Annotated in this window: 15 protein-coding genes; 6 read left to right on the forward strand and 9 right to left on the reverse strand. The window is 71.5% G+C overall.

From position 1 onward, the window contains the following. Nucleotides 1-15: 15 nt before the first annotated feature. The 4 genes from ACFXGJ_RS03645 to ACFXGJ_RS03660 all read right to left on the reverse strand — a co-directional run bounded on the left by ACFXGJ_RS03645 (nt 16) and on the right by ACFXGJ_RS03660 (nt 5,436). A complete protein-coding gene (locus ACFXGJ_RS03645; RefSeq protein ID WP_378616586.1) occupies nt 16-975 on the reverse strand; it encodes a phytoene/squalene synthase family protein in 960 nt (319 codons plus the stop codon). A 1-nt stretch (nt 976) separates the two neighbouring features. Then, entirely contained in the window at nt 977-2,626 is a 1,650-nt protein-coding gene (locus ACFXGJ_RS03650; protein ID WP_378616588.1) for an alpha-(1->6)-mannopyranosyltransferase A, read from the reverse strand. Nucleotides 2,627-2,782: 156 nt separating this feature from the next. Further along, nucleotides 2,783-4,348, reverse strand: a complete 1,566-nt coding sequence (crtI, locus tag ACFXGJ_RS03655; protein ID WP_378616590.1) for a phytoene desaturase family protein — start codon at nt 4,346-4,348, stop codon at nt 2,783-2,785. Continuing rightward, entirely contained in the window at nt 4,348-5,436 is a 1,089-nt protein-coding gene (locus tag ACFXGJ_RS03660; RefSeq protein ID WP_378616591.1) for a polyprenyl synthetase family protein, read from the reverse strand. The genes crtI and ACFXGJ_RS03660 overlap by 1 nt, the downstream gene beginning before the upstream one ends. A 101-nt stretch (nt 5,437-5,537) precedes the next feature. Between ACFXGJ_RS03660 and ACFXGJ_RS03665 the strand changes: the two genes are divergently transcribed. Continuing rightward, nucleotides 5,538-6,464, forward strand: coding sequence for a methylenetetrahydrofolate reductase (locus ACFXGJ_RS03665; protein WP_378616694.1), 927 nt, complete (start codon nt 5,538-5,540; stop codon nt 6,462-6,464). On the opposite strand, the gene ACFXGJ_RS03670 is transcribed toward ACFXGJ_RS03665, so the two are convergent. Genes ACFXGJ_RS03670 through ACFXGJ_RS03690 form a run of 5 tightly spaced genes read right to left on the reverse strand, consistent with a single transcriptional unit; the run spans nt 6,461 to nt 11,346 of the window. Further along, on the reverse strand, nt 6,461-7,615 hold the full coding sequence (locus ACFXGJ_RS03670; RefSeq protein ID WP_378616593.1) for a glycosyltransferase: 1,155 nt from the start codon (nt 7,613-7,615) through the stop codon (nt 6,461-6,463). The two genes, ACFXGJ_RS03665 and ACFXGJ_RS03670, sit on opposite strands and share 4 nt — an antisense overlap. Next, complete coding sequence (locus ACFXGJ_RS03675) at nt 7,612-8,343, reverse strand: LppM family (lipo)protein (RefSeq protein WP_378616595.1); 732 nt, start codon at nt 8,341-8,343, stop codon at nt 7,612-7,614. The genes ACFXGJ_RS03670 and ACFXGJ_RS03675 overlap by 4 nt, the downstream gene beginning before the upstream one ends. Next, a complete protein-coding gene (locus ACFXGJ_RS03680; RefSeq protein ID WP_378616597.1) occupies nt 8,337-9,125 on the reverse strand; it encodes a carotenoid biosynthesis protein in 789 nt (262 codons plus the stop codon). Before ACFXGJ_RS03680 ends, ACFXGJ_RS03675 begins: the two co-directional genes overlap by 7 nt. After that, nucleotides 9,122-10,699, reverse strand: a complete 1,578-nt coding sequence (locus ACFXGJ_RS03685; RefSeq protein ID WP_378616599.1) for a phytoene desaturase family protein — start codon at nt 10,697-10,699, stop codon at nt 9,122-9,124. Before ACFXGJ_RS03685 ends, ACFXGJ_RS03680 begins: the two co-directional genes overlap by 4 nt. Before the next feature lie 53 nt (nt 10,700-10,752). Next, nucleotides 10,753-11,346 carry a GNAT family N-acetyltransferase gene (locus ACFXGJ_RS03690; protein WP_378616601.1) on the reverse strand — a complete coding sequence of 198 codons (594 nt, stop codon included), beginning with the start codon at nt 11,344-11,346 and terminating at the stop codon, nt 10,753-10,755. Between the two features lie 154 nt (nt 11,347-11,500). On the opposite strand from ACFXGJ_RS03690, the gene ACFXGJ_RS03695 reads away from it, so the two are divergent. The 5 genes from ACFXGJ_RS03695 (at nt 11,501) to ACFXGJ_RS03715 (ending at nt 15,292) form a co-directional block, all read left to right on the forward strand. Then, complete coding sequence (locus tag ACFXGJ_RS03695) at nt 11,501-11,899, forward strand: SAV_6107 family HEPN domain-containing protein (protein WP_378616603.1); 399 nt, start codon at nt 11,501-11,503, stop codon at nt 11,897-11,899. Between the two features lie 168 nt (nt 11,900-12,067). After that, a complete protein-coding gene (locus ACFXGJ_RS03700) occupies nt 12,068-12,490 on the forward strand; it encodes a DUF3040 domain-containing protein (RefSeq protein ID WP_378426852.1) in 423 nt (140 codons plus the stop codon). 433 nt (nt 12,491-12,923) lie between these two features. Further along, nucleotides 12,924-13,355, forward strand: a complete 432-nt coding sequence (gene mraZ, locus ACFXGJ_RS03705) for a division/cell wall cluster transcriptional repressor MraZ (RefSeq protein WP_378616605.1) — start codon at nt 12,924-12,926, stop codon at nt 13,353-13,355. A gap of 171 nt (nt 13,356-13,526) precedes the next feature. After that, entirely contained in the window at nt 13,527-14,543 is a 1,017-nt protein-coding gene (rsmH, locus tag ACFXGJ_RS03710) for a 16S rRNA (cytosine(1402)-N(4))-methyltransferase RsmH (RefSeq protein ID WP_378426948.1), read from the forward strand. Then, nucleotides 14,540-15,292 carry a hypothetical protein gene (locus ACFXGJ_RS03715; protein WP_378616607.1) on the forward strand — a complete coding sequence of 251 codons (753 nt, stop codon included), beginning with the start codon at nt 14,540-14,542 and terminating at the stop codon, nt 15,290-15,292. Before rsmH ends, ACFXGJ_RS03715 begins: the two co-directional genes overlap by 4 nt. The last annotated feature ends 15 nt before the right edge of the window (nt 15,293-15,307 follow it).

Genomic DNA, 15,307 nt, shown 5'->3' on the forward strand with positions numbered 1-15,307 from the left:
AGCCGACCCCACGGACTAACGGACGGTCGCCGCGAGCATGCCCAGCAGCCGTGGGGCGGTGAGCGCGACCCGCCGGCGCCGGGGCACCACCGCCCGCCGGTCCAGCACCCGGTAGCCGCCGTCCTCGACCTCGCCGAGGATCGCCGCGTACAGCTCGAAGGCGGCGGTCATCCCGGGCCGCACCCGGCGGTCGAGCATCGCCAGCCCGGGCTCGGCGCGCCGGTAGTAGTCGCGGTTGACGGCCACGAAATGCGCCAGCGCCCGCTCGACCCGCGGATCCGTCCGGCCGGTGCGCTGGCAGTCGCGCAGCAGGTCCGCGTCCACGCCGAACGCCGAGAGCTCGTCGGCGGGCAGGTAGACCCGACCGCGGCGGAGGTCCTCACCGACGTCGCGGATGAAGTTGGTGAGCTGGAACGCCTCGCCCAGCGCCGCGGCGGCGGGCTCGGCTTCCGCGACCGTGGTCACGGTGCCGAGGACGGGCAGCATCTGCATTCCGATGGCGGCCGCCGACCCGTGCATGTACTCGCGCAACTCGTCCATCGTGCCGTAGACGGCCCGGTAGCCGGGGGCGCCGGGCAGGTCCATCCGCATGGACGAGAGAAAGGCGGTGAAGTGGTCGAGTTCGATCGAGTACCGGTCGATGGTGTCTGCGACGGCCAGTACCGCCGCCCGGGTGCCGCGCCGCGGCGCACCCGCGACCGCGGCGAGCAGTTCGGACTCCACCCGGTCGAGTTCGGCGAGGCAGTCCGCGGCCGGGCGACCGGCGGTCGCCTCGACGTCGACCAGGTCGTCGACGGTGCGGGCGAACCCGTACAGGGCGTGGACGGCTGGACGGCGCCGTTCGGGCAGGAGCCGGGTGGCCAGGTAGTAGCTCTTGCCGTGTTCGGCGGCGAGCCGACGGCAGTACCGGTAGGCGTCGGCGAGGTCGCCGACCGCCGGGACCGCCCCCGGCGCGGCGTCGTGCAGTGCGGTCATGTCAGTCCCGGGCGACGGCCAGGCCGGGCGTGGGCGCGCTCGAGGACGCTTCGGGCTCGGACCCGGGATGCCCGCTGACCGACCGGATCCGCAGCGGGTCCACGGTCACGAGCGAACGGGCCGCCACGACCGCCGCGAACGTCGCGAGCAGCACGTGGGGCAGGGTGTAGAGGCCGATCGAGCCGTCCGGCTGGAAGACCAGCATCAGCCAGGTCGACAGCCCGACCAGGATCACCAGCGTCGTGGTGGACATGGCGAATCCGGCGGCGATGGCCAGCGGCCACGAGTAGTACCAGGGCAGCGCGGCGGGGGAGAGCACCACGATGACCACCAGCGCGACGAGGATGCCGAGCACGGCCTGTCGTGGGGTCTTGCGGAAGCGCCACCAGACGGCCACCAGTGCGATCACCATCGCGACCGCACAGATCGCGCGGGTCACCTCGAGCACCGGGCCCAGCCGCAGGCCGGTGAACCAGGACGTCCCGACGGTGACCACGTGCGCCATGATCGTCGGCAGCGAGAGCCAGTTGATGATCTTCGCGGAGCCGGACAGTGCGGTGAGCCAGCCGAGGCCGACCCCGGCGATCAGCGAGGCGGCCGCGAAGACGGCGGCGAAGACCGCGAGCCCGGCGCCCGCGGTCTTCGCGAACAGCGCGATCGGTCCGGCCGGCTCCCGACGCTGCGCTACTTCGCCCGAGGCTTCGCCCGAGGAGGCCTCGGCGCGCTCGCGCTCGTGGATCATCCAGATCCAGACCAGGAACGGCAGCGCCACCCCGGCCATCGCCTTGACCGCGACGCCGAGCGCGACCAACGCGATGCCCGCGACGTGGTGCCGGTCCAGCACGAGTGTGATGCCGGCGACCATCAGGCCGACCATCAGGATCTCGTTGTGCACGCCGCCGATGAGGTGGATCAGGATCAGCGGGTTGAGCACCGCCAGCCACAGCGCCACCGCGGGGTTGCCACCGAGCTGGCGGGCCAGCCGCGGCAGCGCCCACATGGTCAGGGCGAGGCCGGGCAGCATGGTCAGGCGCAGCAGCATCGTCCCGGCGATCACGTTGTCGCCGGTGATCGAGGTGATGCCCTGGCCGAGCAGCAGCGACACCGGCCCGTAGGGCGCGGTGGTGGTGGTCCACACGTTGCTGACGTTGTCGAGCAGTACTCCGGGATTCGCGACGGGGCCGACCGCGTACGGGTCGAAGCCGTCGCGCAGCAGCGCGCCCTGGGCCAGGTACGAGAAGGCGTCGCGGCTGAACATCGGCACCGCGAGCAGCAGCGGTGCGGTCCAGGCCGGGACGATCCAGCGCAGCTCGCCGACACTGACGTCGTCGGCGAGCGTGGCGCGGCCGAGCCGCACCCACGCCGCGATCATGAGCAGCACACCGATCCAGACGATCGCGGTCGAGAGGACGAGACCGTGACCGAACCGCAGCCACGACAGGTGCAGGGCCTCGAGCAGGGGATCCTGTCGCCGTACCGCACCGGACCCGAACCCGCCGAAGGTGATCATCACCGCGCCAAGGAACCCGGTGACGGCGGCGTGCCCGGCATCGCAGCGCAGGAAGTCCGCGACCGCGCGCGAGCGGCCGCCGGCGGCGGCGGGGGCGTCACCGTCGGTGCGTCCGTCGACAGCGGGAGTGGGGGACGTCATCTGTGCGGATCTTCCCCCAAGGTTGCGCGGCGTGGCCACCGCGGTCGTGCGGGACGGCGGTGGCAGGTGTGGACGGTGGGCCAGTTTAGTAGCTCCGCGGCCGGGCCTGGGAAACGACGTGATCAGCGACGCCTGTCGGGTGCGTGTTCGCGCAGTTCACCTGCGGTTCGCCCGGGCGACACCCGGGCGAGCGCCGATGATCCGTTGTGCGGCCAGCTTGCCCGAGACGAGAACGGTCGGCACCCCGACTCCGGGCGTGGTGCCGCAGCCTGCCAGCACCACGTTCGAGGCTCCCGTATCGAGGTTGCCGCGCCGGAAAGGTCCGGTCTGCGCGAAGGTGTGCGCGGCCGCGAAGGGGGTGCCCGCGGACATGCCGAGGTCCGCCCACGTCTGCGGCGTGTCGACGAGATCGACCCGGAAGTGCTTCGCGATGCCGGTGTAGCCACGGCCCTCGAGTTCGGCGAGCAGCTCGCGGACGTACGGTCCGCCGAGGGCCGGCCAGTCCAGCGGCGCGCTCTCGAGGTTGGGGCACGGCGCGAGTATCGACAGCGGTTCGTGCGACTGCCCGTCGCGGGTCAGCAGCAGGCTCTCGTCGGTGCACGCCGGCCGGGTCAGCAGCAGCGACGGGTCGCTCATCAGCCGGCCGCGACCGCGCCGCGCGGTGATCTCGGTGAACGTGCGCTCCCACTCGGCACCGAAGTCGATGGTGTGGTGACCGCTTCCGGCCCACCGCCGCGTCACCTCGACGGGGATCGTGCCGTGCGCGACCACCGCGGACGGGGAGTGCCGCACCGGCCTGCGGGGCCGAATGCGCGAGGGCAGCAGCGCCTGCGCGCCGCCGAGGTCGGCGGTGAGCACCACGGCGTCGCTCTCGACGCTCGACCCGTCGGCGGTGAGCACTCGCCGGGCGCGGTCGCCTTCGTACTCGATGCGGGTGACCTCGGTGCCCAGTTGGAGCACTCCGCCCGCGCCTGTGAACGCGTTCGCCATCGCCTGCGCGATGGTGCGCATCCCGCCGTCGGGGAAGTAGACGCCCATCGAGGTGTCCATGTGGGCGATCACGCCGTAGATGCCGAGCGCCTTCGCGGGACTGGTGCCGGCGTACAGCGACTGGAAGGTGAACACCCGCTGCAGCCGAGGGTCCCGGACGAGCCGCGCGACCTTCGGTCCCAGCCGGCCGAACCCGCCGATCCGGACCAGGGTGGTGACGTCGGCCCATGCGAGTCGAGAGTTGACCAGGTCCAGCGCGGAGTCGAAGTTCGCGTCGATGAAGCGGTCGAACTCGGCGGCGTACAGACGCGCGAGCCAGTCCCGCAGCCCGCGGTACCGCGTCGCCTCCGCGGGCCCGAACACCCGCGCGACCTCCGCCGCCATCGCGTCGGGGTCGGAGTGGACCTCGAGGGCGGTGCCGTCGGCGAACCGCGCGTGGTAGGCGGGGGTGAGGGGCCGCAGTCGCAGCGGTGGGTCGACGGTGCCGAAGTCTGCGCCGACCGCTGCCAGGGCCTCGGTTACCAGTTCGGGCATCGTCAGAACGGTTGCACCGCTGTCGATCTCGTATCCGGGTCCGGAGCGCATGCCGACCCGGCCGCCGACCGTGTCGTCGCGCTCGAGGAGGGTCACCTCCCGGCCGGAACCGCGCAGGTGCAGCGCCGCCGCGAGCCCGGACAGCCCGGCCCCGACGACCACCACCCGGTCGGTGCGGCCGGGAACGACCCGCGTCATCAGGCGTCGCGTCGGGCGACGGCCATCGCCATCGACCGCAGACTGGACGTGGCCTCCGCGGTCGCGGACGAGGCCTCCAGTGCGCGCAGGCCCGTCGTGGTCAACTCGTCGATGCGACGCTCCACCGCGTCGACGGCGCCCAGGTCGGTGATGACCTCGCGGAGCCGGTGCACCTGCTCGTCGGAGAGGTCGGTGCCGATGCTGCGGCGCAGCACGTCCGCGGTGCCGCGATCGCTCGCGTCGGCACGCAGCAGCGCCTCGGCGAACAGCACGGTCCGCTTGCCCTCGCGCAGGTCGTCGCCCGAAGGCTTGCCGGTGACCTCGGGATCGCCGAACACGCCGAGCAGGTCGTCGCGCAGCTGGAAGGCGATGCCGATGTCGGTGCCGAACTCGCGGTACGCGGCGATCAGGTCGTCGTCGGCGCCGGCCAGCGCCGCGCCCAGGTGCAGCGGCCGCTCGATGGTGTAGGCCGCCGTCTTGTACCGGTTGATGCGCAGGGCCGCCGCCACCGACTCGTCGGCGGTGACCTCGGTGCTCACGTCCAGGTACTGCCCGCCCAGGACCTCGGTCCGCATCGCCGACCACACCGGCCCGAGCCGTCGCTGCGCGGCCGCGTCAACCCCGGACTCGCGGATCATGTCGTCCGCCCAGGCCAGCGCCAGGTCGCCGAGCAGGATCGCGATCGACTCGCCGAACTTCGCCGGTTCGCCCGACCACAGGCCGGTGCGATGCCGATCCGCGAACTCGACGTGCAATGTCGGGAACCCGCGCCGGGTGCCGGAGGAGTCGATGATGTCGTCGTGCACCAGGGCGCAGGCCTGCACCAGTTCCAGAGCCGAGCAGGCCCGCAGCACCGCGTCGGCGTCCGGGCCGGCGGCGTCGCCGCCCGCACCGAGCCAGCCGGTCCAGGCGAACGCCGGCCGCACCCGCTTGCCGCCGCGCAGGACGAAGGACTCGAGCGCGGCGACCGCGTCGGTGAACGTCCCGCCGACGGCGTCGGTGAGGCCGCGGCGACTGGCGAAGAACTCACGCAGAGCCGACTCGACGGCCGGGGGTACCGAGGTCATCGGGTCGGGAGGGGTACTCATGACCGACACCCTAGTGGTCGCCGGGGAAGGGTCCGGACGGCCGCCACTATGATTGACCGGTGACATTTGATGCCGTCAGGGGGCGGTCCAGCGACGGCTGGGTGACCAGTACCCCCTCGATCGTGGACCGGATCCGCTCGTCGTCGGGCAGCCGGATCCCCTTCTCCGTGGAGTTCTCGCCGCCGCGCGACGCGGACGCCGAGGCGCGTTTGTGGCGCGCGGTCCGAGAGTTCGAGCGGCTCGGTCCCGCTTTCGTCTCCATGACGTACGGGGCGGGCGGCTCGACCCGCGACCGCACCGTCCGGGTGACCGGACAGCTCGCCGAGGACACCACGCTGCTGCCGGTCGCGCACCTGACCGCGGTCGGCCACAGCCTCGACGAGCTGCGCTCGATGTGCGGTGCCTACGCGGACCGCGGCATCAGCAACATCTTGGTGCTGCGCGGCGACCCGCCCGGCGACCCGCTCGGCGAGTGGGTCAAGCATCCCGACGGCGTCGAGTACGCCGAGGAGCTCGTCCGGCTCGTTCGTGACATGGGCGACTTCCACGTCGGGGTCGCGTCGTTCCCCGAGGGGCACTACCGCGCCCCCGACCTCGACCACGACACGAAGTATCTGGTGTCGAAGCTGCGCGCCGGGGCGGAATACTCGATCACCCAGATGTTCTTCGACGTGGACGACTATCTGCGGCTTCGCGACCGGGTGTCCGCCTGCGACCGCGAGCAGGGCGAGAAACCGATCATTCCGGAGATCATGCCCATCACCTCGCTGCGCTCGGCGCGCCGCAGCCTCGAGCTGTCGGGCTCGAAGCTGCCGCCGGTCCTGGAGGAGCGGCTCACCCGGGCCGCAGGCACGGGACCGGAGGAGAACCGCGCCGCGGTCCGTGAGATCGGCATCGAGGTGGCCACCGAGATGAGCGAGCGGCTGATCGCGGAGGGTGCCCCCTGCCTGCACTTCATCACGCTCAACTTCGCCCGCGCGACCAGCGAGGTGCTCACGAACCTCGGCATGGCCGCGACGGTGACCTAGGCGTCCGAACCGGCCAGGCGCCGGTCCTTCCAGCTGTGCCCGCCCCGGCGGTGTCGCAGGTGCGAGTCGACGGTCAGCGCGACCAGTCCGATCACCGACAGCGGGTGCGCGAGGGCGTCCACGCCGTCGCGGGCGGTCAACGTGCCGCCGGACTCCGTGCGCCGCGCGAGCAGCCGGGAGGCCACCGCGCACCCGTACCCTGCCAGCCCCCAGCGGCGGACGCTGCCGCGACCGAACGCCGCCGCCAGGGGAGGGACGAGGTACGCGGTCAGTGCCGCGGCGAGCACCGCGCTCGCGCCGGCGGGTGATCCGAACGCGGTCCACAGCCACCGGCCGTGGCCGGCCCGTGCCTGCGCCGGCCCGTCGTACATCCGGCAGCGCGCCAGACCGCCCGCCGCGGCGACCACTGTCCGCCGGCCCGACCGCCGCAGGACCCGGGCCAGCTCGAGGTCTTCGACCACGCTGTCCGCCACCGCGTGGTGGCCGCCGACGGCTCGGTACGCGCGCGCGTCGAACACCAGGAACTGCCCGCAGGCGACGGCCATCGACGGTCGGGTGCTGCGATTGGCGACGGGCACCGGCGCGGTCGCGAACCACGACCAGCACAGCAGTGGTTGCAGCGCCCGCTCGGCCGCGGTGACGGCCGTCTGGAAGGGCCAGGGGCACAACAGGTCCGCCCCCGAGGTTCGCAACTCGTCGACGGACGCGGCGAGCGCGTCCGGGGCCAGTCGCACGTCGGCGTCGAGGAACACCAGCACACCGGAACGGTCCGCGGACAGCTCGGCGAGCCGGGCGCAGGCGGCGGGTTTGCCGACCCATCCGGGCGGCGGATCCCCGTCGCGGCGGTGCAGCACGAAGCGGGGGTCGCCGTCGATCGCGTCCCGCACGGCTGCGCCGGTGCCGTCGGTGGAGTCGTCGTCGAGGACCAGCACGCGGAGGTCGGCGACGCCGCGTTGGGCGCGCAGATCGGCGATCAGCCGGGGTGCGGTGTCGGCCTCGTCACGGGCGGGGATGCAGACCGTGACCGGTTCGGTCGTTGCGGCCCGGCCGCCCAGCCGCGGCACGGTACTGGCGTTGACCGTCGCGACGACCGCACCGGCCGCGGACAACGCGGTTCCGGCGCGAACCAGGACCCGCAGCGGCCGGCTCACACGTGCTGCTTGTCCTTGCCCGCGCCGCCGGTGCGCACGAATCGCGGCGAGCGATCGCGGGCGAGGTAGGCCATGGCGCCGACGATCACCGCGACGCCGAGCCCCACGCCGGTGACGATGCCCGCCCAGCCGGCGAAACCGCGGGTGTTCGGGTCGGCGTAGCGCACCTCCGCGCGCATGGTGTTGGTCTCGCCCGGCGTCAGCTTCCAGGTCACGATCGAATCGCCGTCGCGGGTGCCGTTGGTGGTCGCCACCCGGGCCGGGAACGCGACGCTGAACTGCACGTCGCTGCCGTCGGGCACGGCCTTGAGATCAGCCTTGCCGTCGAGCACCACCACGTCGCCCGCGCGCTGGAAGTTCAGCTGCAGGGCGCTGCCCACCTGTCCGGACATCGACCCGAGCTGCTGAACCTCACCGAAGGTCAGGTCGCTGAAGAACGCCTGACTGCCCACGTAGCCGTCCTGCTTGTAGTCCTGCACCCGGATCTTGTTGGCCAGGGAGTTCGGCGCGGTCAGCTGCGGACCCTTGTCCTTGTCGTTGGCCGGCACCGCGGCGGCGACGATCTGGCCGGACACCCGGTCGTTGGGGGACACCCCCATCGAGACCTGGACGCGCAGGCAGCCGCTGAGCAGCGGGACGGCCAGCAGCAGCAGAGCGGTCAGCGCGGCCAGCCGGGCGCGGGGGCGTCGGGCACGGGACCGTTCTTCACTGGTTCGGGGCGTCAGCACCTGGTCATGGTGCCAGCCCGGCTCAGGCGCGCGAGCAGCGGCACGCCGACGACGCCCATGCCGAGCAGTCCGTACACCGCAGACCACCCCAATTCGGGCAGGAACACCGCATGAGCCAGGGCGGACCCGAGCCATGTCCACAGGAACAGAACGAGGGGAACCGCATCGGCCGCCGGGCTCGGCTCGGGGCCGGCGCGGCGGCGGTCCAGCCAGGTCAGGGTCGCCGCGATCGTGGCGGCGACGAGCAGCCAGCCCGCGTAGTTCGTCCATGGGATCGGTTCGAGGCCCGGTGGCGCCGGGTGCGACGAACACCAGTGCCACTGGCCGTCGGCGACCATCTGCGGATCCAGATACAGGTCCCACGCCACGATCCCGGCCGCGGTGAGCGCGGCCCGGGCCAGTGGACGGCTGCGGTCGACGACGTGGGTGACCGCGCACCACACCGGGTAGCTGCCCGCCGTCCACGCCAGCGGTACCACCAACGGGACGCCCGCCACCGCCGGGCCGAGCCTGTCCGCGGCGTAGTCGTAGCAGCCGAACGGGAAACCGGTTGCGGTGCCGACGATCTCCGACAGCAGTCCGAGGCCGGCGGTGACAGCGAGCAGTGCCGCGGTCCACCGGACCCCGCGCGTGGACCAGGCGTGGGTGAGCGCCGCTGCCGCGAGGGCGAGCACGACGACCACCGTCACGACGTCTCTCGCGGACCCGTGCACCAGCGGGTAGACGATCTGCGCGGCGACCGCCAGTGCCGCGAGCGCGGCGGGAACCAGGCGGCCGGTCATCGGCGCAGGGCGCGCCGCAGTCGTCCGAACTTGGCGTCGGACAGTGCCACCGAGGCCGCGCTCCGCCCGCTCGCCCCGGACACCCCGCCGCCGGGGTGGGTGGATGCGCCGGTCAGGTACAGCCCCGCCGCGTCGGGCACCCGGTGTCCCGACAGCTCGGGCAGCGGGCGCCACATGAACATCTGGTCCAGCGACATCTCCACGTGCATGACGTTGCCGCCGATCAGGCCCATCTCCGACTCGATGTCGACGGGGGACTGGACCAGGCGGTGGCGCACCGAACCGGCGAAACCCGGTGCCAGTCGTTCGATCTCGGCGACCACCCGATCGCCCTCGGTCTCGGCGAGGTCGGCCCATCGCCTGTCGCCGCTGAGCTGGTACGGGTGCCACTGCGACCACAGCGTCACCTGGTGTTCGCCGGGCGGGCTCAGGCTGGGGTCGATTCCGCTGAAGCTCATCGCGAGCACGGCGGGGGTCGGCGGCAGCTCGCCGGCGAGCGCGGACCCGTGCGCGAGCCGCAGCTGGGCGCGGTCGGACACCAGTAGCTGCAGGCCGGAGGTGACGGTCTCGTCGTCGGGGGCGCTCGGATAGGCGGGCAGCGCATCGGTGGCCAGCCGCACGACCATCCCGATCCCGGGTCCGACCCGGATCCGTCGCCGCCAGTCGTCGAGCTGGGCGCGGTCGTGACCGCCCCGGTCGAGCAGGTCCAGGGTGGTCAGGATGTGGCAGCCCGCGACGACCACCCGGGACCGCACCTCGCGGCCGGACTCGGTGCGGCTCAGCCAGCCGTTGCCGCTGCGTCGTAGCTCGACGACGGCGTCCCCGAGCGCGACGGTCCCGCCGTCGGCGGTCAGCCGCGACGCCAGCGCCGCGGTCAGGGCGCCGCTGCCGCCGACCGCTCGGCCCGGCGGCAGCGTGTGCATCAGCGCGGCGAACCCGACCATCGGTGCGGTGCCCGGCTCGGACATCGGGGGCCCGGACTGGGCGCCGAACCAGGCCAGGGCCGCCTTGAGTCGTTCGTCGTCGAAGTAGTTGTCCAGCAAGGCATCCCCGGAGGACAGGAACTCGCGCGAGAGCGCAGCCGCGCCGGCGCCGGTGTCCAGGCCCCAGAACGAGCGAACCAGTCGGCCGCCGGTCGGCGGCCCGCCGAACGACCGCATCACCGATGCGGTCCGAGGTCCCCAGTCCGCCACGAAGCGGCGGTAGGCGTGCGCGTCGGCCGTGCCGCAGGACTCCGCGACGGACCGGCACGTCCGGTCCAGGTCGCGGTGGAAGACGATGCCCGGACGTCCGGACCCGGCCGGGGTGGGCGCGAACGCCCACGGGTCGCAGTCCAGGTAGCGCAGTCCGTGGTCGGCGAGCTCGAGATCCTCGACGATCCCGGTGTGCCGGATCATGATGTGCGCCGAGGATCCGCGGTCCACCCGGTGCCCGGGGAAGCGTTCGACGGTGGAGACCGCGCCGCCGATCACGGTGTCGCGCTCGAGCACCTCCACCGACCAGCCGGCCCGGGCCAGATAGCACGCCGAGACCAGCGCATTGTGCCCGGAACCCACCACCACCGCGTCGATCATCAGGCCAGGCTAGCGGGGTGCTCCGACGGGTCTGCATCGGCAGCCCGCGGCGCTCAGAGGGGCAGGCTGCGGCCGAGCACGGCGAACGCCCGGCTGTCGCCGGTGAAGGTGAAATGGCGCACCACGTCGGTGAATCCGAGTCGGCGGTAGAGCCGCCAGGCGCGGTTGTCCTCGTCGGGTACCTCCGGGGTGGACAGGAGTACGCCGCGCTCGGGCCTGTCGGCGAGCAGGGCGAGCAGCATCGCCTCGCCGGTGCCGTGACCCTGGGCGCGGGGGGAGACGTGCAGTTCGGTCAGCTCGAAGTAGTCGCCGAGTACGTCGTGGATTCGTCGGTCGTCGGCGCCGGACCGACTCATGCCGTCCCGGACCTGCTGATGCCACCACTGGTGCGCGGCGCCGCGGTAGCCGTAGGCGATGCCGACCATCCGTTCGCGCTGACCGGGTGCGGCGGGGGCGAGGGCGGCCACGGCGCGCCAGCCGGGCCGAGAGGTGTGTTCGGTCCACATCGGCGCGCGGTGGAACTCGGTGCCCCTGGGATATCCCATTGCCTCGACATAGATGGCGAGGGCCTCGTCGAGGCGGCGGCGGAGGTCGTGTGCCGACAGTTCGACCAGTCGTGGGGCGGCATTGGTGTCGACCGGACTCACCCTCTCTCTTGACGACGTGTCGGTGGGTGCAGCTATATTGAATACATCGAACGGATGTTCGATGTCGGCAATCCGGCGAAGCGCGAGGGAAGCGGGCTTCTCCGGATTGCCGAGCCTAAGGCCAACCCCTGTGCATGCGGGAGGTGTGCGGAAGATGGCACTACGAGTAAACCTGCTCGATCGGGCGGACTCGCTGCTCGCCGAGGCGGCCGGTGCGCGTGACCCCTCCGACCGGTTCCGGGCCGCCTATCTGGCGGCGTTGCGAGGGGCGGGCGCGGCGCTCGCCGGTCGTCGGTCGCGATCGGGCTCGCGCAGCGCCTGGGTTCAGTTGACGAAGGTGGAACCGGCGCTCGCGTCCTGGGCCGAGTTCTTCGCCGGTCACTCCGCCACGAGAGCGGCGATCGAGGCCGGAATATCCCGAACTGTCACCGCGGAAGAGGCGGATCGATTCTTTCGCGAGGTGTCTCGATTCCTCACCGCCGTCGAGGACCATCTCGGCGGTGAGAATCGTCTCGATCGGGCTCCCGGATCGGTGACGGGGAGGTCTGCCTAGCAGCGCGATTGCGGCGTTCGGGAAATTGGTACTCAACTCGTTGTTGGACTAGGTGGTACGCCGTCGCGCCTACTCGTATCATTGACGGCAGGTAGTCGCGATCGGCGGCAACCGGTCGTTTCGACCCAACGAAGCGGCCGCCACCATTTCAGTGCCGGGGGAGGTACCGTGCCACTCTCCGAGCACGAGCAGCGGATGCTCGATCAGATCGAGAGCGCTCTCTACGCCGAAGACCCCAAGTTCGCCTCCTCTGTGAGGGGAGGCCGAATGCGAGCCGCCTCGAGCAAACGACGGCTGCAGGCGGGGGCTCTCTTCGTTCTCGGACTCGTCCTACTTGTCGCGGGCATTCCACTCGCAGCCAAGTCGGAAGCGCTCCTGATCGTCAGCCTGCTCGGTTTCCTTGTGATGTTTGGAGCCGGGGTCCTGTTCCTCATGGGAGGAACGAAGAAGGGCCACGCGGCAGTGCGAGACGAGAAGTCCGGTCCCGCATCGGGATCGGGTGCAGGCAAGCCCTCGGGCGGCCGTAAGGCCGGCGGTGGGTTCTCGTCGCGCATGGAGGATCGGTTCAAGAGAAGGTTCGAGCAGGAGTAGCTCGCTTCGGCCCCGTCCGCTCGGACGGTCCGAGAGCAGCCACGGTTCGACAGGCGCGGCACCGACAGGTGCCGCGCCGTTCTCGTTCCCGGGCATGCCTCGTGTGCCCCCGCCTCGCCCCACATTCCCCCCTCTGAGGGGTCGGTGTCCGTGGCTCTCTGTGCTGACCTGGGAGTTCAACGGCGTTGCGGGCTCGTGAGCGGCCGAATCCGGCCGCCGTGGCCGAGGCCACACAACTTTTCCCCCACCTTGCGTCACCGCTGTGAACTGCGGATTCACCTGCGACAGGCCGAACTTCACCGCCTGTTGTCCTTGAAAGTGGGGCAAAGTGGGGTAACGTGGTGCGCAGCGGTTGGGAAGTTGAACCGCAGGGCATAGGGCGTTCGAAATTCGATCCATCGAAGTTCGGAATACGCAGTGGGAGGTGTCGAGAGTGTTTCTCGGTACCTACACGCCGAAGCTCGACGACAAGGGGCGACTGACGTTGCCCGCGAAGTTTCGCGATGCACTGGCGGGAGGGTTGATGGTCACGAAAGGGCAGGACCACAGCCTCGCGGTGTATCCCCGAGAAGAGTTCGCCGCACTCGCGCGACGAGCCGCCGCCGCATCGCGGAGCAACCCGGAGGCCCGGGCCTTCGTGCGCGGACTCGCGGCCGGCGCCGACGAGCAGCATCCCGACGCCCAGGGGCGGATCACCCTCTCCGCGGACCACCGGCGTTACGCCGGGTTGTCCAAGGAGTGCGTGGTGATCGGATCGGTCGACTTCCTCGAGATCTGGGACGCCCAGGCGTGGCAGACCTACTCGGAGGAGAACGAAGAGAGCTATTCCCAAGCAAGATCCGAGCCACTGAGCGAGATCCTCTAGCGCACCCACCGCTTCGGCGAGTGCCGCGAGGCCTCTGCCCGACGCCGACCCTGACGCACTTCCCCAGCGCCAGGTCCGGCTCATCGGACAGGGACCTCGAGGCATTCGCCCCCACTTCCCCTCCCAGGATCGTCAGCATCCGCAGCCACGAACGAAGACCCGGAGGTAGCAATCGTGGACGACGAGGTCACCCCGTCCCCATCCTCCGGCGAGTTCGGCCACATCCCGGTCCTGCTCGGCCGCGCCGACGAACTTCTCGGTCCCGCTCTGACTCGTGAGTCGCCCGATGCCGAAGGCGCGGTCATGATCGACGCGACACTCGGCCTCGGCGGCCACTCCGAGCACTTCCTCCGGACCTACCCCGGACTGCAGCTCATCGGCCTGGACCGAGACCCCGCGGCGCTCGAGATCGCCGGTGCGCGGCTCGCCCCGTTCGGTGATCGAGTCACGTTGGTGCACACCAGGTATGACGGCATCGTCGACGCACTGGAACTGGCCGGCTTCGATCAGGTCGAGTCGGTGCACGGCATCCTGTTCGACCTGGGCGTCTCGTCGATGCAGTTGGACGAGGCGGACCGCGGTTTCGCCTATTCGGTGGACGCGCCGCTCGACATGCGGATGGACCCGACCAAGGGCCTTACCGCGGCCGACATCCTCAACACCTACAGTCACGGCGAACTCGCCCGCGTGCTGAGCACGTACGGCGAGGAGCGGTTCGCCGGACGAATCGCCTCGGAGGTGTTGCGGCGCAGGCAGATCGAGCCGTTCACCACCAGCGCGCAGCTGGTGGAGGTGCTCTACGCCGCGATCCCCGCCGCGACCCGCCGCACCGGTGGTCACCCGGCCAAGCGCACCTTCCAGGCGCTGCGAGTGGAGGTCAACGGCGAACTCGATTCGCTGCGGGCCGCGATCCCCGCCGCGCTGGACGCCCTCGCGGTCGGGGGGCGGGTGGTGTTCATGTCGTACCAGTCGCTCGAGGACCGTCTGGTCAAGCAGGAGCTGACCCCGCGCACCAAATCCCGTAGCCCGGAGGGACTTCCGATGGAGCTCCCCGGGATGGGGCCGGAGTTCGAACTGCTCACCCGTGGTGCGGAACGGGCGAGCGCGCAGGAGATCGAGGACAACCCCCGGTCGGCTCCGGTCCGACTGCGGAGCGCCGAACGGATTTCGAGGAGGGTGACGGCATGACAGTTCCCGTGCGTGATCGCAGTGGTGCGTCGACCGTTCGGCCGAAGGTGCACGGCCGCGCGCCCGCGACCATCCCGTCACGGTCGAACGCCCCCGCCAAGTCCGCGAAGAAGACTGCCGCTCAGCGGGCCTACGCCAAGCGCAGCCAGCGTGCGTCGACCGACAACGCGGCGGAGGTCGTCAAGCGGGGCTCGTTCAAGGCGCGGATTCCGTTCGTCGCCAGCATCATCGGGCTGCTGTCCGTCGGCCTGGCAGTGACGCTCCTGCTGACCACCCGCGCGGCGGAGGACTCGTACAAGCTCAGCGCGGCGAAGGCACACAACCAGAGCCTGATCGAGCAGCGGGCCGCGCTCGAGCGCGACTACCAGACCGCGACGTCCGCGCCGGAGCTCGCCCGCAAGGCCGCCGACCTCGGCATGATCCCGGCCAAGGACGTCGCCCGACTCGTCGTCGACGACCGCGGCGGGGTTCAGGTCGTCGGCAAGCCGACCCCGGCGCAGGGCGCACCGGTGCCGCCGCTGAACAAGCAGCCCGGCAACACCCAGGCGAACGCCGGTCGCCCGGTCGCCAACCCGGCCTCGCCTGCGCAGACGGCGCGCGCAGGCGCCCCGACGACCGGGGCGTCGCGCCCCGGCGCGCCGCTGGCAGCCAATCAGCCGCTACTGCCCTCGCAGGGTGAACAATTGGTTCCCATGAACCAGCCCCGCACGACCTCGGGACAGGCAGGTAGCGCGGGCGGTCAGCGGTGACCCGAGGTCCCTCCG

This window comes from Rhodococcus sp. NPDC059234 (genome assembly GCF_042754225.1).
Taxonomy (GTDB): domain Bacteria; phylum Actinomycetota; class Actinomycetes; order Mycobacteriales; family Mycobacteriaceae; genus Rhodococcus_G.

What these genes read in the sequence shown, in the direction of transcription:
- ACFXGJ_RS03645 (WP_378616586.1), bottom strand. Translation starts at nt 975, where the DNA reads ATGACCGCACTGCACGACGCCGCGCCGGGGGCGGTCCCGGCGGTCGGC.
- ACFXGJ_RS03650 (WP_378616588.1), bottom strand. Translation starts at nt 2,626, where the DNA reads ATGACGTCCCCCACTCCCGCTGTCGACGGACGCACCGACGGTGACGCC.
- crtI (WP_378616590.1), bottom strand. Translation starts at nt 4,348, where the DNA reads ATGACGCGGGTCGTTCCCGGCCGCACCGACCGGGTGGTGGTCGTCGGG.
- ACFXGJ_RS03660 (WP_378616591.1), bottom strand. Translation starts at nt 5,436, where the DNA reads ATGAGTACCCCTCCCGACCCGATGACCTCGGTACCCCCGGCCGTCGAG.
- ACFXGJ_RS03680 (WP_378616597.1), bottom strand. Translation starts at nt 9,125, where the DNA reads ATGACCGGCCGCCTGGTTCCCGCCGCGCTCGCGGCACTGGCGGTCGCC.
- ACFXGJ_RS03685 (WP_378616599.1), bottom strand. Translation starts at nt 10,699, where the DNA reads ATGATCGACGCGGTGGTGGTGGGTTCCGGGCACAATGCGCTGGTCTCG.
- ACFXGJ_RS03695 (WP_378616603.1), top strand. Translation starts at nt 11,501, where the DNA reads ATGGCACTACGAGTAAACCTGCTCGATCGGGCGGACTCGCTGCTCGCC.
- ACFXGJ_RS03715 (WP_378616607.1), top strand. Translation starts at nt 14,540, where the DNA reads ATGACAGTTCCCGTGCGTGATCGCAGTGGTGCGTCGACCGTTCGGCCG.